The organism is Paraburkholderia sp. C35 (assembly GCF_003121405.1).
Lineage (GTDB): Bacteria > Pseudomonadota > Gammaproteobacteria > Burkholderiales > Burkholderiaceae > Paraburkholderia.
In genome coordinates this window covers 55,779-70,975 of record NZ_QBUY01000037.1, presented here as the reverse complement: position 1 = coordinate 70,975, position 15,197 = coordinate 55,779, and the positions used below count along the sequence as shown (strand labels likewise).

Annotated in this window: 12 protein-coding genes; 3 read left to right on the top strand and 9 right to left on the bottom strand. The window is 61.8% G+C overall.

Annotated features, from left to right (window positions below):
• Positions 1-788 precede the first annotated feature (788 nt).
• The gene (locus DK391_RS21980; protein WP_162600887.1) at positions 789-1,784 is read left to right on the top strand and encodes a hypothetical protein; all 996 of its coding nucleotides are present in this window, start codon (positions 789-791) and stop codon (positions 1,782-1,784) included.
• A 199-nt stretch (positions 1,785-1,983) separates the two neighbouring features.
• Positions 1,984-3,291, top strand: a complete 1,308-nt coding sequence (locus DK391_RS21975; protein WP_109480093.1) for an MFS transporter — start codon at positions 1,984-1,986, stop codon at positions 3,289-3,291.
• A 110-nt stretch (positions 3,292-3,401) separates the two neighbouring features.
• On the opposite strand, the gene DK391_RS21970 is transcribed toward DK391_RS21975, so the two are convergent.
• The 9 genes from DK391_RS21970 to DK391_RS21930 all read right to left on the bottom strand — a co-directional run bounded on the left by DK391_RS21970 (position 3,402) and on the right by DK391_RS21930 (position 14,110).
• Complete coding sequence (locus DK391_RS21970) at positions 3,402-5,333, bottom strand: PD40 domain-containing protein (protein ID WP_109480092.1); 1,932 nt, start codon at positions 5,331-5,333, stop codon at positions 3,402-3,404.
• A 117-nt stretch (positions 5,334-5,450) separates the two neighbouring features.
• Entirely contained in the window at positions 5,451-6,347 is an 897-nt protein-coding gene (locus DK391_RS21965; protein WP_109480091.1) for a phosphate ABC transporter substrate-binding protein, read from the bottom strand.
• Positions 6,348-6,374: 27 nt separating this feature from the next.
• A complete protein-coding gene (locus DK391_RS21960; protein WP_109480090.1) occupies positions 6,375-7,919 on the bottom strand; it encodes an acetolactate synthase large subunit in 1,545 nt (514 codons plus the stop codon).
• A complete protein-coding gene (locus tag DK391_RS21955; protein WP_109480089.1) occupies positions 7,920-8,777 on the bottom strand; it encodes an aldolase/citrate lyase family protein in 858 nt (285 codons plus the stop codon).
• A 39-nt stretch (positions 8,778-8,816) separates the two neighbouring features.
• Complete coding sequence (locus DK391_RS21950; protein WP_109480088.1) at positions 8,817-9,803, bottom strand: protocatechuate 3,4-dioxygenase; 987 nt, start codon at positions 9,801-9,803, stop codon at positions 8,817-8,819.
• Between the two features lie 60 nt (positions 9,804-9,863).
• Complete coding sequence (locus DK391_RS21945) at positions 9,864-11,150, bottom strand: MFS transporter (RefSeq protein ID WP_109480087.1); 1,287 nt, start codon at positions 11,148-11,150, stop codon at positions 9,864-9,866.
• A 64-nt stretch (positions 11,151-11,214) separates the two neighbouring features.
• A complete protein-coding gene (locus DK391_RS21940; protein WP_109480086.1) occupies positions 11,215-12,063 on the bottom strand; it encodes an amidohydrolase family protein in 849 nt (282 codons plus the stop codon).
• Between the two features lie 23 nt (positions 12,064-12,086).
• The gene (locus DK391_RS21935; protein ID WP_109480085.1) at positions 12,087-13,112 is read right to left on the bottom strand and encodes an amidohydrolase family protein; all 1,026 of its coding nucleotides are present in this window, start codon (positions 13,110-13,112) and stop codon (positions 12,087-12,089) included.
• Between the two features lie 20 nt (positions 13,113-13,132).
• A complete protein-coding gene (locus tag DK391_RS21930; protein WP_109480084.1) occupies positions 13,133-14,110 on the bottom strand; it encodes an ABC transporter substrate-binding protein in 978 nt (325 codons plus the stop codon).
• 316 nt (positions 14,111-14,426) lie between these two features.
• Between DK391_RS21930 and DK391_RS21925 the strand changes: the two genes are divergently transcribed.
• Positions 14,427-15,161 (top strand): ABC transporter substrate-binding protein, encoded by a 735-nt coding sequence (locus tag DK391_RS21925; protein ID WP_109480083.1) that lies wholly within the window; start codon positions 14,427-14,429, stop codon positions 15,159-15,161.
• The last annotated feature ends 36 nt before the right edge of the window (positions 15,162-15,197 follow it).

Sequence of the window (15,197 nt, the reverse complement as noted above, 5' to 3'; positions counted from 1 at the left end):
CCAATGCTAGTTGTTGCCTGCGGGCCCCCAACGGTTCCTATCCTTCACACGGCAACCTCTCAGTCACCGCCCGTTGCTCACGCTTCGAATAGTCGCCTACCCCACTCCAATCGCCCGTAGCGCCCCGAGCGGCAGCGACTCGCATATGCAGCCCAGGTGGCAAACGGTGTGTAGGTTGTCGCGCATTATGCGTCGGCGATCCTACAAGACACACCGCCTTTGCTTTTCAGTCCGGAGTGAAGCGCATAAGGCGCGATAGCCGACACACCGTTTGCCACCTGGGCGGCCTGGGCCGAACTGGTAAGGCTCGCTGAGACGCGCGTGTTTGAAGAGGGTGATGCGCTCTTAAAGAGCGCCGGCAGCGGGCATTGAGACGAGTAATGCCGTGTGAAGGATAGGACCGGCTGGGGGCCCGCAGGCAAGGAGCGTAGTGGGTGGCGTTCAGCGGCTTTCTTTTGCCTACTTTTCTTTGCCGCGGCAAAGAAAAGTAGGTGCCGCCCCGCACAGGGGCAACCCAGGCAGACCACTAACAAAAAGCGAACACCACCAAACACCCTCCCCTCGCCAGAGACAAAAAAAAGTCCCAGTGAATCTACTTTTTGTGTAAAGGCAAACCCTTCTCCCTTCAATAGTATTTCCCTCACCGCAACACCATTCCAAACGTTGATCCGTTCAACACTGAATGAGCGATGCGACGGACCGGGAACCGGCCAGAGGCCAACAAAAATGGCCGTGCCGCCCAAGCCGAACACAACAGGGTTGATAACAAATCCACATTGGACGGAGACATGAAACACCTATCGGTAGCTTTGCACGCCTCGCTTTTCGGCGCGGCCATATTCTGTGGCCTGAGCAATCCCGCCTGCGCACAGACCTACGCGGAGGTCTACACGGCCCCCGCCACGACCCCGCCCGAAGGCGCACCGCAGAAACAGCAGACGCCCGTCAACACGGTCGCGCCGCTCACCGCACCAAGCCTGAAATCGGGCGAAGAACCCGGTGAGCCGCCCGTCTCGTGGAACGACACCTATATCGGCTACCGCTATGGCAACGACTTTCACTATCCGGGCATGTCCGCCAAGATCGTGCAGAACATCGGCTCGCTCTCCACGACGGGCGGCTTCCGATACGGCAGCTATGCATTCAATGTCGATTACCTCGTCTCCAATGCGGCAAACCCGGAAGCGGGCGGTCCTTCGTCGGGCGGCGCGCAGGAGGTGTATAGCATCGGCCGCGTCGAATTGAGCGCAGGAAAGATTCTCGGCAAGCGCGTGGGCTTCGGCATCATTCGGGATGTAGGCTTCACGGGCGGCTTCGAATTCGGCTCGAAGAACGATGCCTATGCGGAGCGCGCCCGCATGCTCGTGGTCGGGCCAACCATCGAGTTCGCCCTGCCGCGCGGCTTCCTCAACCTGACAGCAGGCGCGCGCACCGAAAGTAACCACAACGGCATCACCGGCGTGGACGTGCACTTCCACACGGCATGGCACGTCGAAAGCTCGTGGCTCTTTCCGTTCAGAGCCGGCCCCGTGCCGTTCATCTTCCGCGGCTTCGCCAGCGTGACCGGCCCCAAAGGCAAGGACGGCTTCGGCGTCGAAACGCAAACCGAATTTCTCACGCGCGTCTCCCTGCTTGCCGACCTCGGCTCGTTCGCAGGTCATCCACGTGCGGTCTATGCGGGCGTCGGATACGAATACTGGCATCACATGTATGGCACGCCGAGCAGCGAGACGGCCGGCACGATCACTTCGGCGCCAATGCTGATGGCCGAAATCCACTTCTGACAACCCGCGTTATCGCGCACGACGATTGGCGACCCCTCCAGCGGGTTGCCAATCGTCGTTTGAGCGCCGCCTTCCGCACGAGCAATTGGCACGCTCGCGCCGAACTCGGCGATACACTGGCGATGCACCGCCACACGCCCGTCCGCGCCGCCCTTCTGGGCTGACCATACGACGCAGCGCGCCCCATCTCAGGAGACCTATGGCAACGCATCACGCGCAGCGCACGCCCGCCGAGAACCCCTGGTGCATTCTCGTGCTACTTGCAGCGGGCCTGCTGATTTCATTCGTCGATCGCACGAGCCTGTCTTCCGCACTCGCCGATCAAGGCTTCATCCACGAATTCGCCCTGACGAGCATCGAGCGCGGCTGGCTGAACTCGGCTGTGTTCTGGACCTATGGCATCTTCCAGATGCCAATGGGCTGGCTGGTCGACCGATACGGCGTGAAATGGCCATACGCCATCTGCTTCGTGCTGTGGTGCATGGCGGCGGCCGCCACGGGCATCGTGACGACGCTGTCGGCGCTGATCGTCATGCGTCTGCTGATCGGCGTCGCGGAATCGATCGTCATTCCCGCCACCTACCGCTATCTTGCGAACCACTTCGAGGAGACGCAACAAGGCACCGCGCTCGGCATCTTCTCGATCGGCGGCAAGCTGGGGCCGGCACTCGGCGCGCCGATTGCCGCATGGTTGATCGTCGCGTATTCGTGGAAAGCAATGTTCATTGCGACGGGCCTGCTCGGACTGGTGTGGCTCTTGCCTTGGCTGCTGATGGTTCGCAACGATTACCCGTCCAGAGAAGAACTCGCCGTGGCGGTGCGCCGCGCGTCGTCGGTGCCGCTCAAAAACCTGCTGGCAAGCCCGGTTGTCTGGGGCGGTCTGATCAACAACTTCTGCTACAGCTATTTCGCGTTTTACTGCATGACGTGGATGCCGGCCTATCTCGTCGAGCAACGCGGCCTGTCGCTGGAGACATCGGGTATCTACACGTTCTTCAGCTTCGCGGGCATCGCCTTCGTCGCGGCAGTCGCAGGCTGGGCCGCCGACAGGATCATCGCGCGCGGCCATGACGCCGTGATCGTGCGCAAGATGTTCATCGTGGCAGGGTTTATCGGTGGAACGACCGTTCTACTCGGCGCCCACGCATCGTCGTTGCAAACGGCACTGTTCTGGAACGTGTTGTCGCTGTCGCTGCTCGGCCTTGTCACTGCAAACAACCTGGCGCTCGTCAAACTGACCTTGATTCCGAAGCAGGCGGTCGGCCTGAACACCGGCTTGCAACAGGTCGCCACCAGTCTGGCGGGCGGCGTATCGGCGAGTCTGTCGGGCTGGTTGCTGAACCTGGGCGGCAGCTATGAACTGCCCATGCGCGCCATCTTCGTTTTTCTGCTGGTTGGCGCGACAAGCACCGTTGTACTGCTGCAGCGCAAATGGGCACCGAAGGTCAACGATACTGCGCTTCAACCACCACAAGCAGAAGCACCAACTTCCGCCGATCAGATCTAGACCGCGCCGCTCAAACACGACGACGCCGCAAATAGCGATTGATCTTGCTCATACTAAAGGGCGCTGTGCTTTCACACAGCGCCCTTTTTCATATCCATGCTACATCCCGCTCAAGGATTCGGAATGTACATCGGCATTGCTTCTTCCCACAGCGTGTCGGTGATCGCGTGCTGATCGCTGCCATCGGCATTCATCACCCAGTTCTGTCCATCCGGCTGGAAGCTGTTGTCGTACAGCGCGAGCTCGTCCCGGAAGCCATATGTGCCCGAGCTATACGCGATGCGGCCATCCCACGTCCACACGGCATGCCCCTGGTTCGAGCCGTCGTCGGTGAGTCGCGCGAGACCCGTGCCATCCGGCTTGATGGTGAACACGTCATAGTTGAACTTGTTCGGATCGGTCGGGTTGATCTGCTTGCGCGTGAACACGATCTTCGTGCCGTCCGGCGACCAGCCCGGCAGATTGTCGGCTTCCGTGGTCAGGACAGTCGTGTTGCGCGTGTCCAGATCGAGAATACGCAGTCCCTGTACTTTCTGGCTCCACACGCGGTACACGATCTTCTTGCCATCGGGCGAATAGCTCGGAAAGCCCGCATTGATCGACCCATCCGTTAAAAACTCCGGATGTCCGCTCATGCTGCCATCGGCCTTGATCCGCGCAATACGTCCAGGGCCGGCGCCACGCGTAAAGAACCAGTCGCCCACGCCGAACGCGACCCACTCGCGATCCGGCGACCACGTCGGCTGGAACGCACCCGCAAGACCCTTCTTGACCATGTCGGGATCGAGTCCGCTCGTCGACGGGTCGTAGATGCGCGTATAGCCGCTGAAGTCCGGGTTCATGACGGCAATCGACGAATTCATTGCCTTCTCCGTGTACACCAGTTTCCTCCGATCCTGCGACAGCTGCGGGAACACGTCGATATAACGATAGCTCCAGGCCGGATCGAAGCTGAACAGCGGCGTGCCGTTCGCGCGAGCCGGGCGGAAAGTCACTTTCTCGTAGACCATCGTGTGGCCGTCCGCCGAGTAGCGCGGCGAGCGGATGCCTGTTCCCGTTGTGGAACGGAACGAGCCTGCCGTCGTGTAGATGCCTTCCGTGTCGCCGCCCTTGACGTGGTACGCAACGTTCGTCGCACTCACATACTGTGGAAAGACCTTCACACCGGGCGATGACGTCAGCGGCGTGCGCGCAAGGTTCGACACATCCACCGCGACCAGTTGCGAGCTGACCGAGTTGATCCCTTCCGGACGATGCGCGCCCCATGTCGATTCGACGGGCGGTTCATAGAACACGACCTGCTTGCCGTCCGGCGACCACGAAGGCGAGCCTTCATCGAAGCCCGGATTGCCCGCAATCTTCTGCCAGCCCGAACCATCGGGATGAATCAGATAGATGCTGCTCTCCTGCGTGCGCTCCCAGCCCACAGGCAGATTGTGCCCACGCCAGTCCGAGCCGATATCCGACGACAACGCGATCCACTTGCCATCTGGCGACCATGACGGCCGGAAGTAGCTATGCGGCTTGCTCGCATCGAATGGAATCGCGCCCGTGACGTTCTTCAACACGCCCGTCACGATGTTCAGCGTCCAGATGTTGGTCGTGCCGAAGCCCGCCTCGCCTCTGCGCGAAGACACGAACGCGATCACGTTCGGATCGGCCGGCGAGAATACGGCGGCATCGTCGACGGCGATGTGATCGGTGAGCCGTTGCAGGCCCGATCCGTCGATCTTCACGCGATACAGATTCGACTGCCCCAGGCCATCGCGCTCGGACGTGAAGACGATCCACTGCCCGTCCTTCGAAAAGGACGCGTGATAGTCGAAGCCATCGGTTGGAATCAGGCGATGCTCGCCCGTGCCGTCGGCATTCGCGACGTACAGTTCGGACGTCACGGGCCCGATGCGGTTGAGCAGCAGATCTCCCTTCTGCGCAGCACCCGCCACAGCCGGAATCGCGATACACACACTGCCCGCCGCTACGCACGCGAGCAGTTTCTTGAATGACGATGTCGAATACACAGCGAAATGCCTCCAGTTCATTATGCGTCGGAGAGCGGCCCGAATTGCGCTGCCGCTCCTGCGTCTCCATTTTGGTCAGCGCCTTGTGTTGCTGTCTTTTACGCTTCCTTCCGTTATGCCACCTCGGTTACACGCTAATCAGCCGAGACTGCCCGTCACATCGTCGAACAGTTCGTCGACGGTAAGACGGTGCGGAATGATCTTCTGATCGAGCGCCCAGTCGATAGCCAGCTGAATGCCCTTGCGGTTCGCCTCCAGTCCGATGGGCGGAAACACGGCAGGCACGCCGCCTTCCGTCAGCGCGCGGCTATCGACGATCATCCGGTATAACTCGCGCACGATGTCAGGCCGCCTCTTCGACAGATCTTCGTGCACGACGAACATATGATTGATCGGCACCACGCCTTCGCGCGCAAACCAGTCTTTCGCGGCGTTCTGCGCATCGGGCACCAGCGTGCGCACGCGCGCATCTTTCGGCATGTCTTCGCCGAGCAGCGCGGCGCTCAGTTCGCCGTCCAGCATCATCTGCGGAATCGACGAACCAGCGGGCAGGCGCTCGCAATTGTTCGGATCGCGATACTCGGCAAGATGCCCGTCTCCGAGTGTCATCCACGTCACCTTGTCGAGATCGACGCCGTATTCGTGACGCAGGATGCCGCGAATCCACAGCGCCGTGGTCTGCGTGTAGGTGCGCACGCCCACTTTCCTGCCTTCGATATCCTTCGGATCGAGATGACCGAAGTCGATGTTGAAGCCCGCGCAATGATGCTGGAAGCGACCTGAAATCGGGGCGGGCAGCAAAACATAGGGCTTGCCGTACGCCTTCGCCTGCAGGAACGTGACGATGGCCAGTTCGCCCGCGTCGAATTTATTCTCGCGCACCATCGCCTTGAAACCGTTGTGCGCGGGCGTTGGTCCGCAGAAGTCGAGGTTGACGATGTCCGATGCGACCTGACCTTCCTTGATCGCCTTCGTCACGGGATACGTGGCCAGATTGGTGCGCAGCGTCGGCACCTCGGTGAGAGTCGTAGTCATGCTTGTCTGTCCCTATGCTTGAATGATTTACAGTCTGACCTCGATGAGACACGGACCCGGCTCACGCACGGAGTCGTGCATGGCCTTATGGAAAGCTTCGGCGCTATCGACAGCAACGGCGGGCACGCCCATGCTCTTCGCCATCGCGAGCCAGTCGATGCGCGGCCTGTCGATATCGATCATCGCCAGCGCGCGTTCGCCCGGCGCGCCCGCGCCCATGTTGGCGTACTCGGCCTTGAGGATCGCGTAGCTGTTGTTGGCGAAGATGATCGTGGTGATGTTCAGGCTCTCGCGCGCCTGAGTCCACAGCGACTGGATCGTGTACATCGCGCTGCCATCGCCGACCATGCAGAACACGCGCCGATCGGGACACGCGAGTGCCGCGCCTGTTGCGACGGGCGTGCCATAGCCGATCGATCCGCCCATGTTGTTGATCAGATCGTGACGTGCGGCGCCGACTGTCAGACCCATGGTTTCGCGTCCCGTCGTCAGCGATTCATCGACGAGAATGCAGTCTTCGGGCAGCGCGGCGGCGAGTGCCTGCGCGATGGTGGCGGGCGTTAATGCGCCCGTCGGCGGTGTGGCATCGGCGCGTTGTTGCAACAGGGCCTGCGTAGACGATGCGCCGAGCGCTTCGACCAGCATCTCCAGCGCCGCGGTGCCGTCTTCGCCCACCTCCGCGAGCGCGTGCACAGTCGTGCCGGGCGCTTTCAGCAGACTCGGCTTGTCCGGGTAACTGAAGAATGCGATCGGCTCGGTGGTCTCGACGGTGACGATGTGCCTGAAGCCTTTCAGGTAATCGAGCGCCTGTCCGACCGCATACGGAATGCGCTCCAGCGTGACGCGTCCCGCGCCGCGCTCGATCCGGGCAGTGAAAAATTGCGTCGCGAGACGGATGTTCGTCGCAGCCTTGAGCTTGCCGGCCAGCTCCAGCGCGCGGCCACGCGTCGAACGTCCGGCCAGAACGATGAGCGTCGGCTCGCCTGAGCGCAACACCTTCGCGATATGCTCGACGCGCGCGGCATCGGGCTTCTTTGCCTGCGTCTCGATACGCGGCAATGCAACCGGCTCACCGGCCTCTTGCCACGACGCATCGCCGGGCAAAATCAGCGTCGCGATCTGGCCGGGATACTCGTTTGCCTTGCTCACGGCAGCCGCTGCATCCCAGGCCACCGTACGCGACGATTCGACCCGGCGAACCCAATGGCTCAGCGGCCTCGCGAGTCCTTCGATATCGGACGTAAGCGGCGGATCATATTTCAGGTGCGCAGCCGAATGCTCGCCCACTACATTGACCATACCCGCCGACGCCCGCTTCGCGTTATGGATGTTCGCCAACCCATTCGCGAGTCCCGGCCCGAGATGCAGCAGCGTCGCGGCGGGTGCGTCCTTCATCCGGTAATAGCCGTCGGCGGCGCCCGTACAGACGCCTTCGAACAGACACAGCACGCTCTTCATGCGCGGATTTTCGAGCGCGCGCAGAAAGTGCATCTCCGACGTGCCAGGGTTCGCGAAGCAGAGTTCGACGCCCTGATCGGTCAAGGTCTGGACCAGGCTTTCGGCTCCGTTCATTTAGTACCCCGCCATCTCGCGCGCCATGCCGACCACGCCATAGCTCTTCAACGGCGCCGACATCAGGAAGCGATACCCTTCCTCCAGCAGGCGCTTGTGGTTCTTCGCGTTCACATGCGGATTGCCGACCACGACGTTGTGCTTGTGGCAGATCGACACGATCTGGCGCATCGCATCGGCGACAACAGGATGTTCGTAGTCGCGCGGAAAGCCGAGTTGCTGGCTGAGATCGCCTTCGCCGATCAGAATGAAGCCGATGCCGGGCACGTTCGACAGAATGTCGTCGAGGTTCTCAATCGCTTCCGTGCTTTCGCACATCAGGCCAACGAGAATTTCCCCTTCAGGCGCAAGCGGCCACACATCGGCTTTCCTGTAGTAATCGGGCATGCTCAAACCCCAGTAGCGCGCAGCCGTTGCAGGACCATCGCCGCGAATGCCCTTCGGCTCATACAGCGGCGCATTCTTCGGCCGCGCATAGCGACACGAAGCAACCGCGTTATAAGCCTGCTCGACGGTCGATACATGCGGCCACACCACGCCATACGCGCCGCGATCCAGCACCTGCTTCGCAAACGCCTGGTTCATTTCGGCGCCGTTAGCGGGAATACGCGCAATCGGCGTAACGCGCGGCGCAACCGATCCCGTTTCGACGATCTGCTTGCGGCTCAGCATGTACTGCAGCGCATCGCCGAGTGCGGACACGTCATACGGGTTGTGCTCCATTTCGAAGACGATGCCGTCATACGGCGCGTCGCTCATTTCGATGGCCGACTGCTTGTCCAGTTTGGAGAATGCGGCAAACGCAGGCTTGCCGGATTCGAAAGCGCGAATGATGCTGTTCAGGCGCGTGTCGCTCATGGTGTTGACTCTCTGTTGAATGGTTGGATGCGATGCGGATCAGTCGGCGGCTTTCCAGTACATGAAGCCCATGCCTTCGCCCGTGCCTGCCGGGGTGCGCCAGCACGGCACGTAATCGACCAGCGTCATCTGTGCGCCCGTTTCCTGCACGGCTTTCATCACGCTCACGTAGAGCTTGATTTCCGAAGTGCCCGACTGATACGAGCGGTCGTCCACGGCAGCAAGACCGTCGTAGTCGTACCCGGCGAGCATCTTCATGATGCTGTGATCGAATTCCTCGTCATTGACGAAGTGCGACAGGCCACCCGATGCAAAAATGCCTACGCGCACGTCCTCGGGCCACGCTGTGATCGCATCGCGCAACACGCGACCGAACTCGATGCAACGCGACATCGAAGGCTGCGTCGGCGGATAGAAGCAGTTCATGATGATGGGCACATGCGGAGGCGGATCGTCGCTCATGATCTGGTGATAGACGAAGCTGTACGCATGCGGCACGACGGGATAGTCGGGCAGGGGTTTCATCCACACGTTGTCGGGCCATGCGAACAGATCGGTCAGATCGAAGCCTTCCTTCTGAAAATGCCCGATCAGATAGTTCGCCAGTTGCGGATGGCACTGGTGCGTGACGTGATGATCCGGTGCATAGACCGCGCGCTGCGGCGGCCCGTTATGCACTTCCTCGCCGCTGTAGATCGCAATCGACGGCGAAAAGTCCGTGAAGATTTCCTTCTGGTCCTTGCCGAGAACGATCGCGACATCGACCTTCGCTGCACGATAGGCCGCGGCCATTTCGTCGAGCGCGGCGCGGCAGCGAGCGGCACGCGCGGTGCGTTCTTCCAGCGTCAGGTATTTCTCGAACGCGGCCTCGCGGTGCGCTTCCAGTTCGGGATACGTCCACGTCCGGTTGCGATACCACAGTTCCGGGTTATTGCGGTCGCGTTCGCCGTTCTTGAGCCAGTCTTCCGGTGCCTGACCCAGCATGCCGCTGTGCGGCACTGCCATCCCGAATACGATCTTCGCCATGTATGGTTTCTCAGTGTTTGACTATGTTCTTCAGGGCCGAAGGCCGGCCATCCCTTGTTGCTAGGCCTGGCGCAGCGAGCCTTGCGCCTCGCTCACCTTCGGCGCCCATTCGGGGCGATACAGAATCAGCGTGGCCGTTGCGCCGATCAGCAGAAAGCCGAGGATCACCATCATCGGCAGGTCGTAGCTTCCGCTTACGTGCAGCAGCCATCCCGACAGACTCGCGGCGACGCCGCCCGCAAGGCTGGTCGCGACCTGCTGCACGCCCGTCACGAGACCAATGGCCTGCTTCGGAATCAGCGTGAGACGCGACAGCACCAGGTTGTTTGCCGTGACGAGGCCGAGCAGCGAGAGCGACAGCACGTTCCAGAACAACGCCATCTCGACGGTCTGCGCATACGCGCCGAGCAATACCGTGCACCCGCCGACAAAGCCCGCCACCGTGAAGGCCTTGCGCACGCGGATCGGGTCGTGGCCCCGTGCGATCACGCGGTCGGCGGCCCATCCTGCGAGTGCCGCGACGATGGCGATGCCGGCGAAGCTGAAAAACGTGAAGAGGCCGGAGCGCGAGATCGACAGATTGCGTTGCTCGACGAGATAGGCGGGCATCCACGTCATGCAATAGAACGTGAAGTAGCCGTAGCAGAAGTTGGTGACCATGCCGCCCCACACCACAGGGCTGGCAAGAATGCTGCCGAGACCGACGGAACGCGCGCTGCGGTTATTCGCCGCGAGTTCGGTCTTCGACGGCAGATCGTTGCGCACCAGCAGCAGCCATGGCGCGAGCCAGATCAGCCCGACAAGCCCGGTCGCGATGAACATGACCTGCCACGAATAGTTGACGATGAACCACGCACCGACAGGCGCGCCGAGCGCCGGGCCGAACTTGTTGCCCATCGCGAGGATGCCGACAGCGAGACCGTTCTGGCTTTCGTCGAAGTTGTTGCGGATCCAGCGGTAGCTCGCGGGAATCACGATCGCCTCCGCCATGCCGATGATCAGCCGCATCACCACGAGACTCGCGAGCGCAGTCACGGCACCCATCAACGCAGTCGCGGCGCACCACAGCGCGAAGCTGATCGCGTACGGCCACTTCACGCCATAGCGGTCCGCCACCCAGCCCATCGGCACCTGAAACAGGCCGTACGACCAGAAGAACGCCGCGTTGATCCATCCGCGATCGATATCCGTCAGCGCAAAATGACGGATGAAGCCCGCGTCCGCCAGCGTCGACGAGATGCTGGTGCGGTCGATAAAGGAAACCAACACGCCGATTGCAAGCAGCGCGAGCGTCGCCCAGCGGCTCGCGTTGCCTGGTCGCCCAGATTTGTTTGTCTCCATCTGCATTGTCTCGTCCGTTTGATTGTGTTCTGCGTGTTGCGCGGGGACGCGCTGGATCGCGTCCCATCCTTCAAGCCAGCGCCGGATACAGCTTCTGCGCGGTTTTGCCGAAGATCCACGCGCGGTCTTCGTCGCTCAGGCTGGCGAGACCCGCCTGAGCGGTCGCGAGAATCTCGCCGAGGGTGCCCGGCGAGGTCGGGAAGTTCGAACCCCACGCCACCCGTTGCGCGCCGAACGCCTCGACCACGCGCGGAAAGAACGTTTCCGCGCGGGCCTTTTCCTTCTTCACGTCGCCGAAAATGCGCGGCGTGAGCTTCAGATAGATGTTCTCCAGCGGCGCGAGATCGAACAGGCTTTGCGCGGCCGCGTAGGGCGCACCGTCCGCGACTTCGGGACGTCCGAGGTGATCGAGAATGATCGCCACCTTCGGAAAGCGCTTTGCGAGCGCCGTCACTTGCGGCAAGCCGATCGGGCCGGTCTGGATGCACATCGGCAGCCCGAGTTCCGCGCACAGTTCCCATGCGGGGAACGCACGCGGATCGTCGAGTTCGCTCGGGTCGAACTCTTTCGTGCTGCCGCCTGTGAAAAGACGCAGGCCCGCAAGGCCGCGCTGTGTCCATTCGCGAATGCGTTGCGGCGCGTCTTCCTGCAACACGTCCACTGAGCCGACCGCGACAAGCCGATCCGCGTATCGTGCGCAGCCGTCCACCACGTAGCTGTTATCGAAGCCATATGTGGTCGACGAATGCACCACGGCGGCCTTCTCAACACCTGCTTCGTCCATCGCGGCGATGAGTGTTTCGACAGTCGTCGGGCGTTCCTTCGACCACTCGGAGCGCTTGCCGAACAGCGGTGCGGGCGGATATCGGCCTTCGTCGTCGGAGATAATGTGCGGGTGAATATCAACGATTGAAGTCATGAGTGTCTCTGTGTCTGCGTTCGTTACTTGCCGCGTGCCTTGAGTCGCGCGTCGAGGCGCGGATAGACGCGCCGCGCATTGCCTTCGAAAATCTTGAAGCGGTCTTCGTCGTTCAATGCCGGGCAGGCGTCGATATAGCGCTTGGTATCGTCGAAATACTGGCCGGTTGCCGGGTCTTTGCCGCGCACCGCGCCGATCATTTCCGAGCCGAACAGCACGTTGTCGGACGGGACTACCTTCGTCAGCAGTTCGACGCCCGGCTGGTGATACACGCACGAGTCGAAGAAGATGTTGTCGAGCAGACCTTCGAGCGGGCGCTCGCGCATTTCCAGCGACATGCCGCGGTAACGGCCCCAGTGATACGGCACCGCGCCGCCGCCGTGCGGAATCACGAGGCGCAGCGTCGGAAAGTCCTTGAACAGGTCGCCTTGCAGCAGTTGCATGAACACCGATGTATCCGCGTTCAGGTAATGCGCGCCCGTGCCGTGAAAGCAGGGATTGCACGATGCGGCGACATGAATCATTGCGGGCACGTCGAGCTCGACCAATGCTTCGTAGAGCGGATACCACTCGCGGTCAGTCATCGGTTTGCCCGTCCAGTAGCCGCCCGTCGGGTCCGGGTTCAGATTGCAGCCGACAAAGCCCATCTGCTCGACGCAGCGGCGCAGTTCCTTGACCGAATTCGCAGGCGCAGCACCCGGCGATTGCGGCAGCTGGCACACAGGCGCGAAGTTGTCCGGATACAGTTCCGTCACGCGATAGACGAGGTCGTTCGAGACTTCGGCCCATTCGAGGCTCGTGCGCTCGTTGCCGAGGTGATGGCTCATCAGGCCCGCGATCGGCGAGAACAGCGTGAGGTCGCTGCCGCGTTCGCGTTGCAGCTTCAACTGGCCGTTGCCGATGGCTTCGCGAATCTCGTCGTCGCTGACAAAGGCGCCGTCGCGCGACGGAGCGTTGGCGGGATCGTTGGCAAACTCGACCTGTTTGGCGCGCCAGGCGCGGAATGATGCGGGGACGGTCGTGAAGTGACCGTGGCAATCGATAATCATGGTGTCTCCGTTCTTTTGACTCAACGCGCTTGCGGATCGACGAAGAGTTCCTCGATCGACATGCGGCGCGGCGTCAGCCCCTGCTTGAACGCGGTGGCTTCGAGCGTTTCGATGGTCTTGAGGTTTTCCTGCAAGCCGTACGGCAGCGGATCGTGACCCACGATCTTGCGCAGTTCGAGGTACTTCCTGTCGCTTGCGCTGGTCGCCTCGCCGGCGTCGAGACGCGCGAGCCATTCCTTCTTCGCCTGCGCGAACGCATCGAAAATCGACTTCGCGATCCACGGATGCTCGGCCAGCACCGAGTCCTTCACGACGATCGTGCCGTGCATCGGATAGACGCCCGTGCGCTTGTAGTACTCGGCTTCGAGCGCGGCAGCGTTGGGCAGCAGGTCCGGATAATCCGCTTCGACTTCCTTCCAGCCGCCCGTCGGCGCGCCCGTGCGGCCAATGCCCGCCGCCGCCGCAAAGCCCGCCGACAGTTCGCCCTTCTCCATCATTTCTGCCAGCGAACTGCCAGCGGGTGCGTGAATCACGTTCGACGGCAGCTCGAGTTGCGTGACGTGCTCTTCGTCATCGACAACCCACGTGACTTTCGATGAATCGAGGCCGAACTCGTCGATCAGGACCTGACGTGTCCACACGCCCGTCGTCACCGAATAGGCGCGCACGCCGACCTGCTTGCCTTCGAGATCCTTTGGCTCCTTGATGCCTGCGTCCGGGCGCACCAGCAGGCCGCCATGATGGAAACGCCGCACGACGAAGATCGGCAGACCGACGAACGGCGCGCCGTAAGCACGCGCGATGATGTACGTGGTCGGCGCCAGCTCGCACACGTCGAACTCGACGTCGCGCACCATCCGGCGAAACGCGCCGATCTGCGGCTGCACCGTGATGAACTCGGCATCCACGCCTTCGATGGGAATGGAACCATTACGGATAGCCGACGTATGCGGATGCTCGGCGATCGCGATCTTGAGCGGGACTTTCTTGGTCAACATCCTCTCCTTGGGTTGGTCGTCGCCGGCAACTGATGGAGCGCCTGGCGGGTCGTCTCGATGGGATGAGAATATTTGACCGGCTACGCCGTGTCCCTACACAAAATGGAGATTCAATGGCACTTTTGTGGGGCGTGTGGGTGCCGGGTTTCCGCTCATATTTCGGGGTGTTGCGCCGGAACGGCGCGCGGTTCCGCTGACACGCTTGTAATCAGGAACCTCAGGTCCGGGTGGGACTTTTGTGCAGCATCGTGAAACCGGCTTATCCTTGTACCTTCTCGCCGCAACCTTCGATATAGCCGACACCACGGGAGCCTCCATGACCGTCGACCCATCCGTTGTCACCGCGTTCACGCCCACCGGCAAGGTGCGCGCATCGATCAATCTCGGCAATCCGATTCTCGTCAACCGGCACGCCGACACCGGCGAGCCGTTCGGCGTCTCCATCGATCTGGCGCGCGCGTTCGCCGACAGGCTGGGCGCAGAACTGGAACTGGTCGTGTTCGATACGGCAGGCAAATCGGTCGAGGCCATCAACGAGGAGCGCGCCGATTTCGGCTTCTTCGCCATCGATCCACTACGCGGCGAAAAGATCGCATTCACGGCGCCGTATGTGTTGATCGAAGGCTTCTATCTGGTGCGCGACGATTCGCCCGTGAAGACGAATGCCGATGTCGATCAGCCGCACAATCGCGTTGCGGTCGGCAAGGGCAGCGCGTATGACCTGTTTCTCACGCGTGAACTGAAAGCCGCGCAGATCGTGCGCGCGCCGAGTTCGCCTGCTGTCGTGCAGACGTTCGTCGAAGAGAATCTCGAAGTCGCTGCGGGTGTGAAGCAGCAGATCGAAGCCGATGCGAAGAAGATCGGCGGGCTGAGGCTGCTCGACGAACGCTTCATGGTGATCCAGCAGGCGATGGGCACGCCGAAGAGCCGCGGCGAAGCGGCCGCGGCGGCACTGCATGCGTTTGTCGAAGAGATGAAAGCTTCGGGATTCGTGGCCGATGCGCTGAAAAGGCACGGTATTGCAGGCGCGTCGGTAGCGCCTCGAGCATAGGCGCATACGTCCGCGCCGGTGCCAGCCGGGCGCGGA

Excerpts from the sequence above, each read along its gene's own strand:
- DK391_RS21925 (WP_109480083.1), top strand. The coding sequence starts at position 14,427 with ATGACCGTCGACCCATCCGTTGTCACCGCGTTCACGCCCACCGGCAAG.
- DK391_RS21935 (WP_109480085.1), bottom strand. The coding sequence starts at position 13,112 with ATGATTATCGATTGCCACGGTCACTTCACGACCGTCCCCGCATCATTC.
- DK391_RS21975 (WP_109480093.1), top strand. The coding sequence starts at position 1,984 with ATGGCAACGCATCACGCGCAGCGCACGCCCGCCGAGAACCCCTGGTGC.
- DK391_RS21945 (WP_109480087.1), bottom strand. The coding sequence starts at position 11,150 with ATGCAGATGGAGACAAACAAATCTGGGCGACCAGGCAACGCGAGCCGC.
- DK391_RS21950 (WP_109480088.1), bottom strand. The coding sequence starts at position 9,803 with ATGGCGAAGATCGTATTCGGGATGGCAGTGCCGCACAGCGGCATGCTG.
- DK391_RS21965 (WP_109480091.1), bottom strand. The coding sequence starts at position 6,347 with ATGACTACGACTCTCACCGAGGTGCCGACGCTGCGCACCAATCTGGCC.
- DK391_RS21955 (WP_109480089.1), bottom strand. The coding sequence starts at position 8,777 with ATGAGCGACACGCGCCTGAACAGCATCATTCGCGCTTTCGAATCCGGC.
- DK391_RS21940 (WP_109480086.1), bottom strand. The coding sequence starts at position 12,063 with ATGACTTCAATCGTTGATATTCACCCGCACATTATCTCCGACGACGAA.
- DK391_RS21970 (WP_109480092.1), bottom strand. The coding sequence starts at position 5,333 with ATGAACTGGAGGCATTTCGCTGTGTATTCGACATCGTCATTCAAGAAA.
- DK391_RS21930 (WP_109480084.1), bottom strand. The coding sequence starts at position 14,110 with ATGTTGACCAAGAAAGTCCCGCTCAAGATCGCGATCGCCGAGCATCCG.
- DK391_RS21980 (WP_162600887.1), top strand. The coding sequence starts at position 789 with ATGAAACACCTATCGGTAGCTTTGCACGCCTCGCTTTTCGGCGCGGCC.
- DK391_RS21960 (WP_109480090.1), bottom strand. The coding sequence starts at position 7,919 with ATGAACGGAGCCGAAAGCCTGGTCCAGACCTTGACCGATCAGGGCGTC.